Source organism: Kitasatospora sp. NPDC092948 (assembly GCF_044754805.1).
GTDB lineage: Bacteria > Actinomycetota > Actinomycetes > Streptomycetales > Streptomycetaceae > Kitasatospora.
This window is the reverse complement of record NZ_JBIVPU010000001.1, coordinates 1,022,204-1,037,228: the sequence shown is the minus strand read 5'-3', so window position 1 is coordinate 1,037,228 and position 15,025 is coordinate 1,022,204. Positions and strand designations below refer to the sequence as shown.

The 15,025-nt window shown below is 73.3% G+C and carries 14 protein-coding genes; 6 read left to right on the top strand and 8 right to left on the bottom strand.

Annotation, left to right across the window (positions count from 1 at the left end; genetic code table 11):
• Positions 1-782: 782 nt before the first annotated feature.
• Complete coding sequence (locus ACIQF6_RS04250) at positions 783-2,417, bottom strand: ABC-F family ATP-binding cassette domain-containing protein (protein ID WP_400889892.1); 1,635 nt, start codon at positions 2,415-2,417, stop codon at positions 783-785.
• A 542-nt stretch (positions 2,418-2,959) separates the two neighbouring features.
• Here ACIQF6_RS04250 and ACIQF6_RS04245 point away from each other — a divergent pair.
• Both ACIQF6_RS04245 and ACIQF6_RS04240 read left to right on the top strand, forming a co-directional pair.
• A complete protein-coding gene (locus tag ACIQF6_RS04245) occupies positions 2,960-3,328 on the top strand; it encodes a carboxymuconolactone decarboxylase family protein (protein ID WP_400890119.1) in 369 nt (122 codons plus the stop codon).
• A gap of 57 nt (positions 3,329-3,385) precedes the next feature.
• Entirely contained in the window at positions 3,386-3,775 is a 390-nt protein-coding gene (locus ACIQF6_RS04240; RefSeq protein ID WP_400889890.1) for a hypothetical protein, read from the top strand.
• Between the two features lie 7 nt (positions 3,776-3,782).
• Here the strand turns inward: ACIQF6_RS04240 and ACIQF6_RS04235 are convergent, their stop codons facing one another.
• Both ACIQF6_RS04235 and ACIQF6_RS04230 read right to left on the bottom strand, forming a co-directional pair.
• Positions 3,783-6,185 carry a hypothetical protein gene (locus tag ACIQF6_RS04235; protein ID WP_400889888.1) on the bottom strand — a complete coding sequence of 801 codons (2,403 nt, stop codon included), beginning with the start codon at positions 6,183-6,185 and terminating at the stop codon, positions 3,783-3,785.
• 292 nt (positions 6,186-6,477) lie between these two features.
• On the bottom strand, positions 6,478-7,521 hold the full coding sequence (locus ACIQF6_RS04230; protein WP_400889886.1) for a S66 peptidase family protein: 1,044 nt from the start codon (positions 7,519-7,521) through the stop codon (positions 6,478-6,480).
• 121 nt (positions 7,522-7,642) lie between these two features.
• Between ACIQF6_RS04230 and ACIQF6_RS04225 the strand changes: the two genes are divergently transcribed.
• Positions 7,643-8,071 (top strand): DUF6210 family protein, encoded by a 429-nt coding sequence (locus ACIQF6_RS04225; RefSeq protein WP_400889884.1) that lies wholly within the window; start codon positions 7,643-7,645, stop codon positions 8,069-8,071.
• Between the two features lie 91 nt (positions 8,072-8,162).
• Here ACIQF6_RS04225 and ACIQF6_RS04220 read toward each other — a convergent pair whose 3' ends face one another.
• The gene (locus ACIQF6_RS04220) at positions 8,163-9,116 is read right to left on the bottom strand and encodes a zinc-binding dehydrogenase (protein WP_400889882.1); all 954 of its coding nucleotides are present in this window, start codon (positions 9,114-9,116) and stop codon (positions 8,163-8,165) included.
• 130 nt (positions 9,117-9,246) lie between these two features.
• Here ACIQF6_RS04220 and ACIQF6_RS04215 point away from each other — a divergent pair, with 130 nt between their 5' ends.
• The gene (locus ACIQF6_RS04215; protein ID WP_400889880.1) at positions 9,247-9,795 is read left to right on the top strand and encodes a DUF4240 domain-containing protein; all 549 of its coding nucleotides are present in this window, start codon (positions 9,247-9,249) and stop codon (positions 9,793-9,795) included.
• Positions 9,796-10,208: 413 nt separating this feature from the next.
• On the opposite strand, the gene ACIQF6_RS04210 is transcribed toward ACIQF6_RS04215, so the two are convergent.
• Positions 10,209-11,045 (bottom strand): nucleotidyltransferase domain-containing protein, encoded by an 837-nt coding sequence (locus tag ACIQF6_RS04210; protein WP_400889878.1) that lies wholly within the window; start codon positions 11,043-11,045, stop codon positions 10,209-10,211.
• A 280-nt stretch (positions 11,046-11,325) separates the two neighbouring features.
• Between ACIQF6_RS04210 and ACIQF6_RS04205 the strand changes: the two genes are divergently transcribed.
• Positions 11,326-11,808: a VOC family protein gene (locus ACIQF6_RS04205; protein WP_400889876.1), complete on the top strand. Its 483-nt coding sequence runs from the start codon at positions 11,326-11,328 to the stop codon at positions 11,806-11,808.
• A 247-nt stretch (positions 11,809-12,055) separates the two neighbouring features.
• On the top strand, positions 12,056-13,531 hold the full coding sequence (locus ACIQF6_RS04200; RefSeq protein ID WP_400889874.1) for a phospholipase D-like domain-containing protein: 1,476 nt from the start codon (positions 12,056-12,058) through the stop codon (positions 13,529-13,531).
• On the opposite strand, the gene ACIQF6_RS04195 is transcribed toward ACIQF6_RS04200, so the two are convergent.
• The 3 genes from ACIQF6_RS04195 to ACIQF6_RS04185 are packed head-to-tail and all read right to left on the bottom strand — an operon-like array spanning position 13,518 to position 14,982.
• Positions 13,518-13,748, bottom strand: a complete 231-nt coding sequence (locus ACIQF6_RS04195) for a hypothetical protein (RefSeq protein WP_400889872.1) — start codon at positions 13,746-13,748, stop codon at positions 13,518-13,520. The genes ACIQF6_RS04200 and ACIQF6_RS04195 overlap by 14 nt on opposite strands.
• A gap of 52 nt (positions 13,749-13,800) precedes the next feature.
• Positions 13,801-14,157 carry a barstar family protein gene (locus ACIQF6_RS04190; RefSeq protein WP_400889870.1) on the bottom strand — a complete coding sequence of 119 codons (357 nt, stop codon included), beginning with the start codon at positions 14,155-14,157 and terminating at the stop codon, positions 13,801-13,803.
• Between the two features lie 18 nt (positions 14,158-14,175).
• Positions 14,176-14,982 (bottom strand): hypothetical protein, encoded by an 807-nt coding sequence (locus tag ACIQF6_RS04185; protein WP_400889868.1) that lies wholly within the window; start codon positions 14,980-14,982, stop codon positions 14,176-14,178.
• Between the last annotated feature and the right edge of the window lie 43 nt (positions 14,983-15,025).

Genomic DNA, 15,025 nt, shown 5'->3' with positions numbered 1-15,025 from the left:
GGCCCCGAGCAGCCCACCGGGCGAGCCACGGCAAGCCAGCCACCCGACGCAGGCCAAGCACGCCGACGCACGCCCCCCACACCGTCAGCACCGACCAACCCGAGGACGAGCCCCCGCAAGCCGACCACCCGACGCGGGCGAAGCACGCCGACGCACAGCGCACCCCCCAAACAGTCCGCACCGACCAACCCGAGGACGTGCCCCCGCAGGCCAGCCATCCGGCGCAGGCCAAGCACCCCGACACACAGCGCCCCCACACAGTCCGACCCGAGCAGCCCACCGGGCGAGCCTCCGCAAGCCAGCCACCCGACGCGGGCGCAGCACGCCACGCACAGCGCACCCACACAGTCCGACCCCGAGCAGCCCACCGGGCGAGCCACGGCAAGCTGGCCACCCAACGCGGGCGAAGCACGCCGACGCACAGCGCACCTCCCAAAGAGTCCGCACCGACCAACCCGAGGACGAGCCCCCGCAAGCCGACCACCCGGCGTGTCTCTCCGCCGCGCGGCCCGCCTCCGGCGACACGGATCAGGCGCCGGGATCCGAGGCAGGAAGGCCAACCCGTCGGCGGGCAGCACAGGTTGATGTACCTGCGGTCGTCGCCGGGCGACCTGCCGTGGGACCGGGACCCCGGCCCACTGGGCAGCCCGCCATCGTCCCGGGTGGCCGCCCGTCGGTGACTCCCCGCGGCCGGGTGCCCGTCCGGGCTGATCAACTCGCCATCGAACGCGGCAGGTTGAGCTGCGAGATTCGGCGGCCGGCCCCCGGGCGGGCGGTGGCGGTCAGCTGGTCGGGGCTGCCGTCTCGGTGAGGGTGCCGTCGGCCAGGAGGAGGCGGCGGGTGATGCCGATCTCGGTGAGGAAGCGCTCGTCGTGGCTGACCACCAGGAACGCGCCCCGGTAGGCGTTCAGGGCGCTCTCCAACTGGCCGACGCCGACCAGGTCGAGGTTGTTGGTGGGCTCGTCGAGCAGCAGCAGCTGCGGGGCGGGCTCGGCGCACAGGACGCAGGCGAGGGTGGCGCGCAGCCGCTCGCCGCCGGAGAGGACCCCGACCGGGAGGTGGGCGCGGGGGCCGCGGAACAGGAAGCGGGCCAGCAGGTTCATCCGCTCGGCCTCCGGGCGTTCGGGGGCGAACTCGGCGAAGTTCTCCGCCACTGTGCGGCTCTCGTCCAGCAGGTCGAGGCGCTGCGACAGGTAGGCGATCCGGCCTTCGCCGCGCCGCAGTTCGCCGCTGTCCGGGGCGAGTGCGCCGGTGATCAGCCGCATCAGGGTGGTCTTTCCGGCCCCGTTGGGGCCGGTCAGTGCGATCCGCTCGGGGCCGCGGACGACCAGGTCGAGGCCGCCGGGGGCGAACACGTCGCGGCCGCCGAGCCGTACCTCCAGGCCGGTGCCGTGGAACAGGTTGCGGCCGGCGGGCACCTGGGTGTCGGGCAGCTCCAGGCTGAGGCGTTGCTCCTCGCGGACGGCGCGGCCGGCTTCGTCGAGGCGGGCCTTGGCCTCGTCGACCCGGGCGGCGTGGACCTGGCCGGAGCGGCCTGCGGCCTCCTGCGCGCCGCGCTTCATGTTTCCGGCGAAGATCTTCGGCAGACCGGCGTTCTTCAGGTTCTTCGCGGCGTTGCTGGCCCGCCGGTCGGCACGCTCACGGGCCTGCTGGGCCTCGCGCTTCTCGCGCTTCAGGGTCTGCTCGGCGTTGCGGACGTTGCGTTCGGCGACTTCCCGCTCGGCCCGGACGGCCTCCTCGTAGGTGGTGAAGTCGCCGCCGTACAGGCGCATTTCGCCGTTGCCGAGTTCAGCGATCCGCTCCATCCGGTCGAGCAGCGCGCGGTCGTGGCTGACCAACAGCAGGCATCCGTTGAACTCGGACAGCACGTCGTACAGCCGGTGACGGGCCGCCAGGTCGAGGTTGTTGGTGGGTTCGTCGAGCAGCAGCACGTCGGGGCGGCGCAGCAGTTGGGCGGCGAGGCCGAGGGAGATCACCTGGCCGCCGCTGAGCGTGCTCAGGTGGCGGTCCAGGGCGAGGTGGCCGAGGCCGAGGCGGTCGAGTTGGGCGCGGGTGCGCTCCTCGATGTCCCAGTCGTCGCCGATGGTGGCGAAGTGTTCCTCGGCGACGTCGCCGGACTCGACGGCATCCAGGGCGCGGATCACCTCGGCGATGCCGAGCACCTCGGCGACGGTGAGGTTGGCGGTCAGCGGCAGCGTCTGCGGCAGGTAGCCGAGGGTGCCGGAGATCGTCACCGAGCCTTCGGTGGGCTTGAGTTGACCGGCGATCAGGCGGAGCAGGGTGGACTTGCCGGAGCCGTTCGGGGCGACCAGGCCGGTGCGGCCGGTGGGCACGGTGAAGGACAGGTCGTGGAAGACGGGGGTGTCGTCCGGCCAGGAGAAGGACAGGTTGGAGCAGACGACGGCAGCGTCGGACATGGTGAAGAGACCTCGAAGGTGCTGAAGGGCAGGGAAAGGCCACTGCCCAGGGAAACGGGCGAAAAAGGGGACGACGAAACGGACCACTCCGCGCGGCGCTCCTGTGCGCCGGCCCGGTGGCCGTCAGATCCGGATCTCACCCGGAGATGTCGTCGTCACCCGCCACGTTTCTGTCCCTCTGCTCACACGAATCGCGAACCCGCGTATCGCGTACCAACGGTGTCGCGGCGAGTGTAGCGCGAGACTCCGCCGAGCGTCGCACCATTATTTTCCGGGCCGCGAGCCTCGGGCCACGCGCCACGGGGCTCCGTTCCGGGGGCTCCGTTCCGCGGGTCTCGGCACCGCAAGTCTCGTGTCTCGGTCCACGGGCCACGCGCCTCGGGGTCTTGGTGCCGGCTTCCGCTGGGCCGGCCGGGGGGCGTGTCGGCGCGGCCCTCGGGTGCGGCCGGGTCCAAGCTCTACGGTGGACCTCCGGGCCGTCGAACCATCAGGGAGCGGGAGTGACCACGGACGACGACCGCCGTGCGCGTTTCGAGCGGGGCATGCAGATCCTCGGGCGGATCGACGGCGAGGCGGGCGAGCGGATGGTGGCGGCGCTGTCCGACGTCTCCCCCGAACTGGCGCACCAGATCGCCGCCTGGGGGTTCGGCGAGATCTACTCCCGCCCGGCGCTGGAGCCCCGCGACCGGCAGCTCGTCACTCTCGGCATACTGACCGCGCTCGGCGACTGCGAGCCGGAGATCGAGGTCCACGTGAACGCCGCGCTGAACGTCGGCCTGACGCCTCGCCAGATCGTCGAGGCCCTGCTGCACGCCGCCGCGTACTGCGGCTTCCCCCGGGCGATCAACGCCACCCTCGCAGCGAAGCGGGTCTTCGCCGAACGCGGACTGCTGCCCGTCGACAACGACTGAGCCCGGCCGCTGCGGTGGCCCGATCGCAGCGGCCGCGCCCGGAGCTGGACTGCCCGCATGCCCGAACAGAAAGCCGAGAGCCGGGAGTTCACCGACCTGGGACCCGGCGCGATCGGTAGTCCGGACGCCGTCGCCGGGCTGCGGCAGCGGATCGACGCGGGTCGGCTGGAGAGCTGGCTGCGCAGCTCGCGCGGGCGGCAGCTGGCGGTGGTCTCCAACGGCGAGCGGGCGACGGTGATGCTACTGGACGGGCCCGACGGCCCGGGCGGGCACACGGTCGACCCGGGCGCGAACGGCCGGAGCGGCGGTTACCTGCTCGCCAACGGCCAGGCCGACGAGTACCCGGACGAGGACACCGTCCCCCTCGACCGGGCCCTGCGCCTCGTCCGGCACCTGCTGGACGTCGGCGCCCCGCCGCCGGACGCACCCTGCTCCTACGACTGCTGATTGTCCGTCAATTCATCGCCGCTGCCGCTGCCTTCGCGTTGACGAGCTGCTGGAGGTAGCGCTCCGAAGCGCGCAGCTTGCGGCCGTCGGGGCCGGGCAGGTGGGCGCGGAGCTCTATGATCTCGGGCGCGATGCGGATCGCCTCGGCCGGGTCCTTGACGGCGCGCCAGCAGGCCTCGGCGTTGGTGGCGGCGCGCTGGGTCTCGGGGTGTTCGGTGCCTTCGGTCTGAAGCAGTGCGTTGGCCACCTGGCGGTACAACTCGGCGGCCAGCGCGGGCAGTCCGGCCACCCGGGAGACGTGCGCGCGGACCTGCCGGACCTGGAGCACCACCGGAGCGAGGGTGCCGTGCGCGGCGACCGCCTTGTTCTCGAGGGCGAGCGCGAGCGTCGCGGCGGTGTCGTGGTCACCGGCCTCGGCGGCCCGGACGATCTCGCCGATGGCCTCCATGTAGTCGGTCGGCGGCGCCTGTTCGGCCTTGGCGGACGGGACCTCGGCGGACGGGGCGGCGGCGGACGGCGCAGCGGCAGGCTGGGCGGCGGGGGCGTTCTTCTCCAGCGGCACCGTCGCCGCGGCCGGGTCGTGCCGAACGTCCGCCCCGGGCTTGTCCAGTGGCACGGTGGCCGCCAACGGGTCGTGCTGGGACGGCGGTTGAGTCTTGTCGAGTTGCACGGTCGGGCCAGTCACGCCGGTCGAGCCGGTCGAGCCGGGGTCGGGCAGCGGCAGGGTGGTGGCCAGGCTGTCGTCGGTGAGCGGAACGGTCGAGGCCAGCGGGTCGAACCAGGGTTCCGCCGCCGCGGGTTCGGAGCGTTCCACCAACCCGGACGGTTCGGGCGCTGCGGCGGACTTGGCGAAGTCCACGGCGTACGAACCGGCCGGTGCAGGCGCCGACTTGGCGAGTTCCACCAGGGGCGCGGAGGTCTCCGCCGGGAGATCCTTGCCGAGACGGACGGCGGGCTCCGACCCGGCCGGCTCCGACCCAGCCGTCCCGGACACGGAGGTCCCGGGCATGGCGGACACAGCGGCGGTCTCCGGCGCGATGGGCACGACGGGCGCAGCGGGCGCGGCAGGCGTGGCAGGCGCGGCAGGCACGGCGGTCTCCGCCGGGAGGCCCTTGCCGAGGTCGACCAGCGGCATGTCCATCGGGACCATCGGCACGCCGCGCTCCAGCGAGACGATCATCCGGCGGCGGGCGGGCGTGGCAGGGACGCCGGCCTTGCGCAGCGAGACCAGGACGCGCGGCGTCCAGCCGGGCGAGAGCCTGGGCCTGGCCGGTTCGGCGGGGCGCGCGGCGGCCGGGGACGGGGCGGCCGGGGGCGAGGAGAGGGGCGGCGGCGCGACGGGCCGGGTGTCGGCGGGGCCGATCTGCCGGGAGGTGTTGCGGAACCACGGGCGGTCGGCGGGGTGCGCGGCGATCACCACGGTGTCGGAGCGCAGCACCGAGTGGACCTGCTGGCGCACCAGTTCGGGGGTGAGCAGCTGGTCGGCGCCGGGGCGGCCGCGGTGCAGGGTCTCGATCAGCGCGCGGGTGAAGGTGCCGAGCTGGTCGGGGTCGTGGTTGACGACGGCCCACAGCGGCACGCCTTCGCTCAGCTGTTGGCCGGCGGCGGAGACGAGAGCCGGCCAGAGCACCGGGTCGGCGCTCAGGTCGCCGATCACCAGGGTGTCGAACTCGGTTCCGCGGTGCCGCAGTTCGGTGGCGATGGCAGACCAGGGGAGGCTCTCGGAGGCCTTGTTCTCGCGCAGCGACAGGTACATCTGGTCTCCGCGCCGGTCGGTGACCAGGTGGCCGCCGAGGTGGATCAGCAGCGGCCCGGGGTGGCGGGCGGCGGCGCGCAGGTGGGCGAGCACGGTCTGCGGGTCGTTGGCGCCGGGCAGGTGGACGGCGTCCACCTGGTCGGCGGAGAGCATGGTCTGCGGGGCGACGCCGGCCAGCGCGGCGGACAGCACGGAGGCGTGCGCGGTGCCGCCGCGGCCCCAGCGGCGGCCGCCGCCGTAGCCGCCCTCGATCACCAGGATGCGGCCGCGCAGCCCGCTGCCGATTCCACTGGCAGGTACGGGAGTTGACGCGGCGCCGGGGGCCGGAGCGGCTGCGATCGGCGGCGGCATGTCGGCGGTGATCACCGGAATCATGCCGGTCCAGCCGGTGGTCACCGGTGCGGGCGGCATCGCGGGCGGCGGCGGCACGGGCGTGCCGCCGGCCGGGGTGGGGGTGGGCGGCGGGGCGGTCCGGCTGCCGCCGGGGGTGAGGTCCGGGGGCGTCGGGTTGACCCGCAGGCCGACGGAGGTGGCGAACGGGTCGTTGGCGGACCGCGGTTCCGCGCCCTGTTGGGGGCCCGGAGGCTGGGTCGGCAGCTTGAAGGTCTCCTCCAGGTCGGCCGCCGCCGGCCCGTCCCCGGTCGTCGATGCCACATCAGCCACCGTCAGGTCACCGCCCCCGTCCGCCGCCTGCGCGACGTCGTACCCGTTCGCCGTGGTGCCCGGGCACCACGTTCCGATCCCGGCCACGATACGTGGTCGGCGGGCGACCGGGCCAGGCCGGGTGGCGCGGCCCGGGACGGCACGCGCTGGTGGGCACGGGTGCCGGGCCGACCCGGCCGGACGAGCCCATCGGCGGGTTCAGCAGGTGACGGTGGTGCGGCGGGTTCAGTGGGTGACGGTGATGCGGCGTGGGTTCAGTAGGTGACGGTGATGCGGCGTGGGTTCAGTAGGTGACGGTGATGCGGCGGGCCGGGCCGTCGACCCGGATCAGGCCGCCGTACGGAATCACCTGCTGCGGCTCGGTGTGGCCGAGGTCGACGTCGAACACGGCCATGGTGTCGGGCGCGTAGGCGTCCAGGGCCCGCAGTACGGCGGCGCGCTGCTCGGCGCGGTAGTGGGCGCGCTGCTCGGCGTCGTTGGGCTGCTCGAACGACCAGGCCATGGCGCGGCCGACCAGCACGGCGGGGAACTGCCGGAGCAGTCCGCGTTCGCCGAGGTTGCGCAGGCTCCGGTACACCTCGGCGGCGGACGGCATCTCCTCGGAGGTCTCCAGCACCAGCACGCAACCCGCGTACGCCTCGACGGGCAGCAGGCGGTCGGCGGCGGCCATCCAGTGCATGATCTCCAGGTTGCCGCCCCAGCTGACGCCTTCGACGACCCGGTCGGAGCGGTGCCAGTACGCGCCGGTGGCGGGTTCGCTCGCGGGCAGCCGTTCGAAGGTGGCCGGGTCCTCCCAGCGGCCGAGTTCGGTGCTGACGTCCTCGGCCTCGCGCAGCTCGAACTCGCCGCGTTCGAACAGGGCGGCGCGCAGCGAGGCTTCGGTGAGCGGGTGCAGTTCCCCGGGGCGGCCGAACTCGGTCATCACCGCGCCGCCGTGGTACGAGACCACGCCGTGCCGCCACAGGAAGTCCAGCAGGTTGGTGTTGTCGCTGAACCCGAAGAACGGCTTGGCGTGGGCCCGGATCAACTCGCCGTCCAGATAAGGGATCACGGTGATCTGGTCCTCGCCGCCGATGCTGGCCAGGATCGCCGTCACCCCCGGGTCGGTGAACGCGGCGTGCAGGTCGGCGGCCCGTTCCTGCGGACTCGCGTCGAGCTTGCGGGTGCTCGGGTACTCGACCGGCTCCAGGCCGAACTGCTCGCGCAGGCGGCGCAGCCCGAGCTCGTGCGGCAGCGGGAACAGCGCCGGGCCGGCGAAGGACGGCGAGAGCACGGCGACCCGGTCGCCGGGGCGGGGTTTGGGGGTGTACCTCGGCTGATCCGACATGCCGTGATGCTAGCGAGCCCGCCCGGCCGGTCACGACCCGTTTTCCGGGGGCCGCCGGCCGCATCCCGCCCGGCGGGGAATCCCGTTGAGCCTGCGGCCGGCGGTCCGAAAGACTGCGGGCATGGGCTTTCGGCGCTTCGTCTTCCTCGACCCCGACGGCACGAGCACCGGCGACTGGCTGTTCGCGCTGGTCGAGGCGCCGACGGGGGTCGTCCACCAGCACCAGTACGGCGGCACCGCGTGCCGATCGGGGCAGGTCGAGGGCTACCTGATGCCGCTGTCCGCCCCGGCGGCCCTGGCCGCGCTGCGTGACCTGTTCGAGCGGCACTTCCGCGGCGCCGGCACCTGGGAGCACGCCTGGCGGGACGACGAGCGGCGCAGGCTGCGCGAGATCGTCGCCGACGTCCGCTACTGGACCTCCGACGGCGTCACCGAGCAGCCGCACGCCCTCCGGCTGGACGAGAGCCGCCTCCCCTGCGCGGACGAGGCCTGGGTCCCGGTGCTCACCCCGGACGGTCCGGGGGTGCTGGTGTGGGCGAACTCGGACTGACCGGTGCGGACGTCAGTGCCTGTCCTGTGGGCCGTGCGCGTCGTGAGCGTCAGTGCGTGTCGCGGGTGTCAGTGAAGACGCGTCGTGGACGTCAGTGCGCGTCGTGGACGTCCAGCAGGGTCTTGCCGAGGGTGGCGCGCGATTCGATGGCACGGTGGGCGTCGGCGGCCTGCGCGAGCGGGAAGCGGCGGCCGATGACGGGGTGCAGGCGCTTCGCGGCGGCTTCGGCGAGGACGTGGACGGTGGCGGTGCGCACGTCGTCCGGGGTGGGGCGGAGGGTGAGGACGGTGAGCCCGCGGGCGTCGATCTCGTCCTGCGGCAGGTCGGTCCAACTGCCGCTCGCCAGGCCGTAGCTGAGCAGGTGGCCGCCGGGGCGGAGCAGGGTGGTGGCGGTGCGGCCGAGAGTGCCGCCGACGCCGTCGAGGACGAGGTCGACGGGGGCGGTGCGGGCGCTCCAGTCGGGCTGCCGGTAGTCGAGGGTCTCGGCGGCGCCGAGCTCGGCGGCGAGCGCGACCTTGGCGGGACCGCCGGCCGCGGCGACCACGTGCAGGCCTGCGTGGGTGGCGAGTTGGACCAGCAGGGTGCCGACTCCGCCGGCCGCCGCCAGGATCAGGACGCGGGTGCCGGGGGCGGGTGCGGCGGCCTCCAGCAGCAGGCGGGCGGTGCGGCCGTCGGCGAGCAGCGCGGTCGCCGCGTCCAGGGCGAGCCCGTCGGGGACGTGGTGGAGGCCGGCGGCGGGGACGACGGCGCGTTCCGCGTAACCGCCGCTGCCGCCGGTGGAGGAGATGACGCGCCGTCCGATCAGCTCGGGGTCGACGCCGGGGCCGACGGCGGTGACGGTGCCGCCGACGCCATTGCCGGGGATCATCGGCAGCGCGCCGGTGAACGGGCCGAGGCCGGTGGCCCGGAACTGGGTCTCGACGAACGTCAGGTTGACGTGCGCGACGTCGATCAGGACCTGTCCCTCCCCCGCCACCGGGTCCGGCGCCTCGCCCGGCACCAGGACCTCCGGACCGCCGAACTCCCGCAGCCACACTGCCCGCATCACGCCTCCACCCCGTCGTCCGGCCGGACGTTCCGGCCCCGCCGTCACCCATCCTGCAAGTTCAAGCGCACTTGACATCAAGGCCGACCGGCGGAAAAGGCTGTCCTCGGAGCGTGGGACCATGCCGGGCATGGACCTGAGTGTTTTCTGGGAACTGGTGGAGTCGACCGGCGAGGCCGCCTCCCCATGCGACCGCACGAAGCTGCTGGTCGAGCGGCTGGGACAACTGCCGCTGGAGGAGGTGCTGGAGTTCCAGCTGCGCCTGGACGAGGTGCGGGCCCCGCTGGACACCCGGGCCACCGTCGCCGTGGCGAAGCTGGTGGCGCCCGGCCGTCTCAGCGACGACGCCCTGTGGTACTTCCACGCCTGGCTGGTCGGCCTCGGCCAAGACGCCTACCGGCAGGCCGTGGACGATCCGGACACGCTCGCCGACCACCCCGAGTTCGGTCGCCTGGCCGCCCTGCCCGAGCGCGAGGTACCCGGCTGGGAGCAGCTCGACTACTGCGCCGCCGACGCCTGGGAGGCCCTCACCGGCAACGAGGACGGGCTGGAGGAGGCGATGCTCGCCCAGGGCCACGACAGTCCGCTGGTCGCCGACCCGGCCGGCGAGCCGTGGACGGCCGAGCAGACCGCGACGCGCCTGCCGAAGCTCACGGCGCTGTTCGCCGAAGCCGCCTGACGATCCCGCCTGACGATCCGTCACCCACCGGCCGGAACACCGGACGAGTGTCGACCGCCCCACACCGGATCACCCGCTCGGGGGAACTTTTTCTTCACCCCGAGCGGCCGGGCGCAGCACCTCGCGATCGCTTCCCGGCCCCGCCGGGGCACCCGGTAGCAGCAGCCCGTTGCGGCGGTCGCCGAAGCGGGCGCGACCGGGCCACTCCCCTCCCGGCTTTCCGGGCTCGGCTGCCGAAGCCGAAGCCGAAGCCGAAGCCGGAGCCGGAGCCGGAGCCGGACCAGCAGAGCCCGACCGGCGGAGCCGGACGAGAGATCGGCCGGGTACCTCGACCGGGGGATGCCCCAGGGCCGGCCGGGCGCCGAATCCGAGGTGCGGCCGGCCGCAAGGCCACGCACCTCGCCGAACTCCGCTCACTCCAGTGCCCGTTCGATCGCGGCGCGGGTGAACAGCCGGGCCTGCTCGGCGCGTTGGTCGCGGCGTTCGGCGGTGAGTGGCGGCGGCGTGCCGTAGCGGCGGGCGACGATGTCCGCGACCAGGTCGGGCGGGGCGCCCAGGGACGGGAGTCGGGCGATTGCCTCGCGTTTGGTGACCAGGCGGCTCTCGCGCAGCGCGACGGTGGCGCGGGCGGTGGTGATCGGCCCGAAGTCCACCCAGATGTCGTGCTGCCAGGGGCCCGGGCGGCCGGTGACGGGGTACCAGTAGGTGCGCAGGTCGGCGCGGAGGTGCGCGTGCAGCTCCCGGTCGCTCACCGGGGGCAGCAGCGCGGCCGGTGCGGCGCCGGCCAACTGCATGCCGCCGTCGAGGAGTTCGCGCCGGGTGACGGGGGTGACCGGTCGGTCCATCGGCTCACCCTGGGCGAAGGTGAAGTGGTCGGTGGCCGGGTCGGCGAGCGCGTCCTGCGGCAGGTAGGTGCAGTGCAGCTTCTCCGCGGCCGACCGCTCGGCGATCAACTCCTGGTGCAGGATCGAGAGTTCGATGCGCAGCCGACTGCCCGGCGCGGTCGGCAGGACGGCGATCAGGTCGAGGTCGCTGCGGCCGTGCCGGTAGTCGCCGAGCGCCAGCGAACCGTGCACCCAGAGTGCGACCACCGGGGCGACGGCGTGCAGGCGGTCGGCGAACTCCGTCAGCAGCGGGGCGGCGAGCCCGCGTTGGACCGGGTCGTGCTCGGCCTGCTCGGCAGCGCTGGGCAGACCGGCGAGGGGCGCCGGCGCAGCGGCGGGCGGGGTGCCGGGATCCGGGAGCGTCATGGCCCCGACTCTGCCACGGCCGGCACCGCCCCGCCCTCCCCACTCCGCCCCGTCCCCGAACCCGTCCCGGAACCCGTCTCCGTCCCCGCTCCCGAACCCGTCCCCGACCCACCCCCGAACCCGCCCCCTTCCCCGCCCCCTTCCCCGCCCCCGGCGGGCCCGTCCCCCGACCTGCCGCACCGCCGGAGCGCCGCCCGACCCCGCCGGGCCTGCGGGGCTAGCGTCGGTGCGGCAGGTGCCGAACCGGCCCGGCCCCGAACAGCGACGAAAGGCGTTCCCGATGGCGGAGAAGATCACCCCGTTCCTGTGGTTCGACCACCAGGCCGAGCAGGCGGTCGCGTTCTACCTCTCGGTGTTCCGGGACGGCCGGGTGACCGAGGTCAAGCACTACTCGGAGGCCGGTCCGGGCCCGGCGGGCAGCGTGATGCTGGTGTCGTTCGAGCTGTTCGGGCGGGAGTACCGGGCGCTGAACGGCGGGCCGGTGTTCACCTTCAACGAGGCGGTCTCGCTCCAGGTGGACTGCGACGACCAGGCCGAGGTGGACCGCTACTGGGAGCTGCTGACGGCGGACGGCGGGCAGCCCGGCCAGTGCGGGTGGCTGAAGGACCGCTACGGCCTGTCCTGGCAGATCGTGCCGCGCCGGCTGCTGGAACTGCTGAACGACCCCGACCCGGAGCGGGCCCGGCGGACGGCGACGGCGATGCTCGACATGACCAGGCTCGACCTGACCGCCCTGGAGGCCGCGGCCGACGCCACCCGGTAACTCGTAAGGGTGAAAGCGCAGCTGACGGGCCGTCCGGCAACCGGGATCGAACCTTCGCGCGAATCCGGGCGGCCGGGCGAACGCACGTCGGAGCGTCCGGTCAACGGTTGTCAGGGTCCCGGTAAAAGTATTCCTGTTCAGCGATCTGTCATGTCCAGACTCTTCTGATCGGCCGTCAGGACGTGCCTTACTGGGCGGCGCTACGCGCGTCACTTCCGTACGTGCACCCGACAGCTGGAGCCCTGCCATGAGCCTCACCCGCCGCCTGCTGCGCACCCTCGCCGCCGGTGCCACCGTCGCCGCCACCGCGCTCGCCCCGGTCACCGCCGGGCACGCCGCCACCGGCACCTACACCCTGGTGGTCCTGCCGGACCAGGGCGAGAACGCCATCTACAACCTGGTGAACTCGGCCAACAAGTCGGTCGACGTCACCATCTACGAGCTGCGCGACACCACCCTCACCACGGCGCTGGTGAACCGTCAGAAGGCCGGCGTCAACGTCCGGGTGGTGATGGACCCCAACCACAGCTCGGTCAACAGCGCCGCGTACACCGCGCTGACCGCCGGCGGGGTGAGCGTGGTCTACTCGGCCTCCACGTTCACGTACACCCACCAGAAGACCATCACGGTGGACGGCGCCACCTCGTACGTCTCCACCGGCAACTTCGACACCACCTACTACTCGACCTCCCGCGACTACGGCGTGCTGGACACCGACCCGGCCGACGTCGCCGCCATCGAGCAGGTCTTCAACGCGGACTACGCGCACACCGCGATCACCCCGTCCGACGGCACCGACCTGGTCTGGTCGCCCACCGACTCGCAGAACCGCCTGCTCGCGCTGATCAACGGCGCCCAGCACAGCCTGGACGTGCAGGAGGAGGAGTTCGGCGACACCGCGCTGGTCAACGCGGTCGTCGCGGCCGCGCAGCGCGGCGTGGCGGTGCGGGTGGTCGCCGAGGACACCGCCGCGAAGTACACCGCGCAGTTCAACCAGGTCACCGCGGCGGGCGGACAGGTCACCACGTACACCAGCAGCACCGGCTTCTACGTGCACGCGAAGGCGATCGTCGCGGACTACGGCACCTCGACCGCGAAGGTGTTCGCCGGCTCGGAGAACTTCTCCGACAACTCGCTCAACCACAACCGCGAACTCGGCCTGATCGTCTCCGACCCCGGGGTGATCTCCGGCATCGAGTCCACCTTCACCGCCGACTTCAACCGCGTCCCGAGCACCGGCGGCACCACCCCGCCGCCCACCGGCAACTGCACGCCGGCCCAGCTGCTCGGCAACCCCGGCTTCGAGACCGGCGCCCTGAGCCCCTGGACGGGCACCGCCGGCACCCTCAACAACACCAGCTCCGAGCCCGCGCACAGCGGTAGTTGGGACGTCTGGCTGGACGGCTACGGCACTGCCCACACCGAGACGCTCACCCAGACCGTCACCGTCCCGGCCGGCTGCACCGCGTCGCTCAGCTACTGGCTGCACGTCGACACCGCCGAGACCACGACCACCACGGCCTACGACACCCTCACCGTCACCGCCAACGGCACCGCCGTCGCCACCCACTCCAACCTCGACCACAACACCGGCTACACCCAGCACACCGTCGACCTCTCCGCCTACGCGGGCCAGAGCGTGACGCTGACCTTCACCGGCACCGAGGACTACCAGAAGCAGACCTCGTTCGTCCTCGACGACCTGGCGCTCAACGTCTCCTGACCCCCGCCCGGCACCGGGTCTCCCACCCACCCGCCAACGGCCGCCGCGCGCCGTCGACAAAGACCAACTCCGCCTTCTGGCCCGCGAGTTCGATACGGTCACCAGCAGCCAGGAACAGTGGGCGGACCGGTACGAACGCGTAGCCGTCGTCGGTCTCGAACTCGTCGATCAGGACGAGCCGCGAGGCCGCGACGGCTCCGTCATCGGAGAGGCGCATGGGCGACATGATGGCACGTCAGGACGGCCCGCGAACGGCCGATGCATGCGACCTACCGGAGCTCGACGGTGACACCCCACCGTTCGAGGAGCTGCACGATCTCCTCGAAGTAGGGGAGCCGGCCCGCCGGATCCTCCACGACGTCCGCCAGGGCGCGGCGTGCCACTTCGGAGTCGTGCCAGGTCAGGGTGAAGGGCGGGGCCACGCCGAAGCCACCGCCCAGGCAGTCCTTGAAGGCGTTCCACTCCCGCCCGAAGTAGCGGCCAGGTCCGAGCAGGGCCTCGGCCATCGCACAGTGCAGCCCGGGGACGTCCGTGACGAACCGGCCGTCGAGGTGGTGCACGCCACCGGACCGGTCCGGTCGGGGTTCGGGCACCCGCCGGCCACGGGCGGTGAGGTCCAGCCACACGTCCCTGCCCCACGAGTCCTACGGCGCCCACAGGTTGGGCTCCGTCGGCGGGCCCTGGTACCAGTGCGCCCAGATCGGGCGGGCCGCCGGTGACGGGCGGTCGCTGCCGCCGTCGGTGAGGGTGATGTCGACGAGCGTGCCGCCGAGCACGGACGGTCGTGCTCCGGTGATGGCCAGGCCCAGGGTACGGGAGGCCATCACGGCGCCGTGTCGATCCAGCACCAGGAGCTCTACCCAGTCGCGCTCCGTCCGACGAGGTCGGCGCAGCGCCGCGAGCAGGGGCTCCGCGGGTTCGCAGCCGATCAGCTCCAACGGGACGGGCGCCGGGGCCGCCCGCTCCTCGAACAGGCCGTCGACGGCGGAGCACCGGCCTGCGCCTACCGTGTCTCCCGTCGCCGTTCCCGCGAAGAGCTCGAAGCGCGGCGCGGCGGGCAGTCCGAGGAAGCTCTCCTCGCTCCTGACGCCGGCGCCGAGCACGATGTCCCGGCGCTCCGGGTCGGCCGGACAGGGCTGATGGGCCACCACCACCGCGTCGACGAGAGTCCACCACTGCACGGGTCTCTCGTCGTCCCAGACCTCGACGCACACCTCGCCCAGACTCCGTGCCGAGGCGTCGGGCCCGGCCAGGAGCTCGCACAGCGGACCGTCGGGGCGGCATCCGCGGAGGGTGAGGACCTCCCGTGGCAGCGGGACCGGTTCGCCGAACAGCCCTTCGACGCCCGCGCACCTCCCCCAGAACTGTTCCACGCCGTCCTCGTCCTCCTTGACCAGGAGGTACTTCACCGGGAAGTCCCGGTCCCATCCAGCGAGATCCGCGATGCGCACCCGACCCCCGACCGTACGAGCAACTGTCGCACCGACGATACGC

Excerpts from the sequence above, each read along its gene's own strand:
- ACIQF6_RS04230 (WP_400889886.1), bottom strand. The coding sequence starts at position 7,521 with ATGTCGGATCAGCCGAGGTACACCCCCAAACCCCGCCCCGGCGACCGG.
- ACIQF6_RS04225 (WP_400889884.1), top strand. The coding sequence starts at position 7,643 with ATGGGCTTTCGGCGCTTCGTCTTCCTCGACCCCGACGGCACGAGCACC.
- ACIQF6_RS04240 (WP_400889890.1), top strand. The coding sequence starts at position 3,386 with ATGCCCGAACAGAAAGCCGAGAGCCGGGAGTTCACCGACCTGGGACCC.
- ACIQF6_RS04200 (WP_400889874.1), top strand. The coding sequence starts at position 12,056 with ATGAGCCTCACCCGCCGCCTGCTGCGCACCCTCGCCGCCGGTGCCACC.
- ACIQF6_RS04245 (WP_400890119.1), top strand. The coding sequence starts at position 2,960 with ATGCAGATCCTCGGGCGGATCGACGGCGAGGCGGGCGAGCGGATGGTG.
- ACIQF6_RS04210 (WP_400889878.1), bottom strand. The coding sequence starts at position 11,045 with ATGACGCTCCCGGATCCCGGCACCCCGCCCGCCGCTGCGCCGGCGCCC.
- ACIQF6_RS04215 (WP_400889880.1), top strand. The coding sequence starts at position 9,247 with ATGGACCTGAGTGTTTTCTGGGAACTGGTGGAGTCGACCGGCGAGGCC.
- ACIQF6_RS04195 (WP_400889872.1), bottom strand. The coding sequence starts at position 13,748 with ATGCGCCTCTCCGATGACGGAGCCGTCGCGGCCTCGCGGCTCGTCCTG.
- ACIQF6_RS04205 (WP_400889876.1), top strand. The coding sequence starts at position 11,326 with ATGGCGGAGAAGATCACCCCGTTCCTGTGGTTCGACCACCAGGCCGAG.
- ACIQF6_RS04250 (WP_400889892.1), bottom strand. The coding sequence starts at position 2,417 with ATGTCCGACGCTGCCGTCGTCTGCTCCAACCTGTCCTTCTCCTGGCCG.
- ACIQF6_RS04220 (WP_400889882.1), bottom strand. The coding sequence starts at position 9,116 with ATGCGGGCAGTGTGGCTGCGGGAGTTCGGCGGTCCGGAGGTCCTGGTG.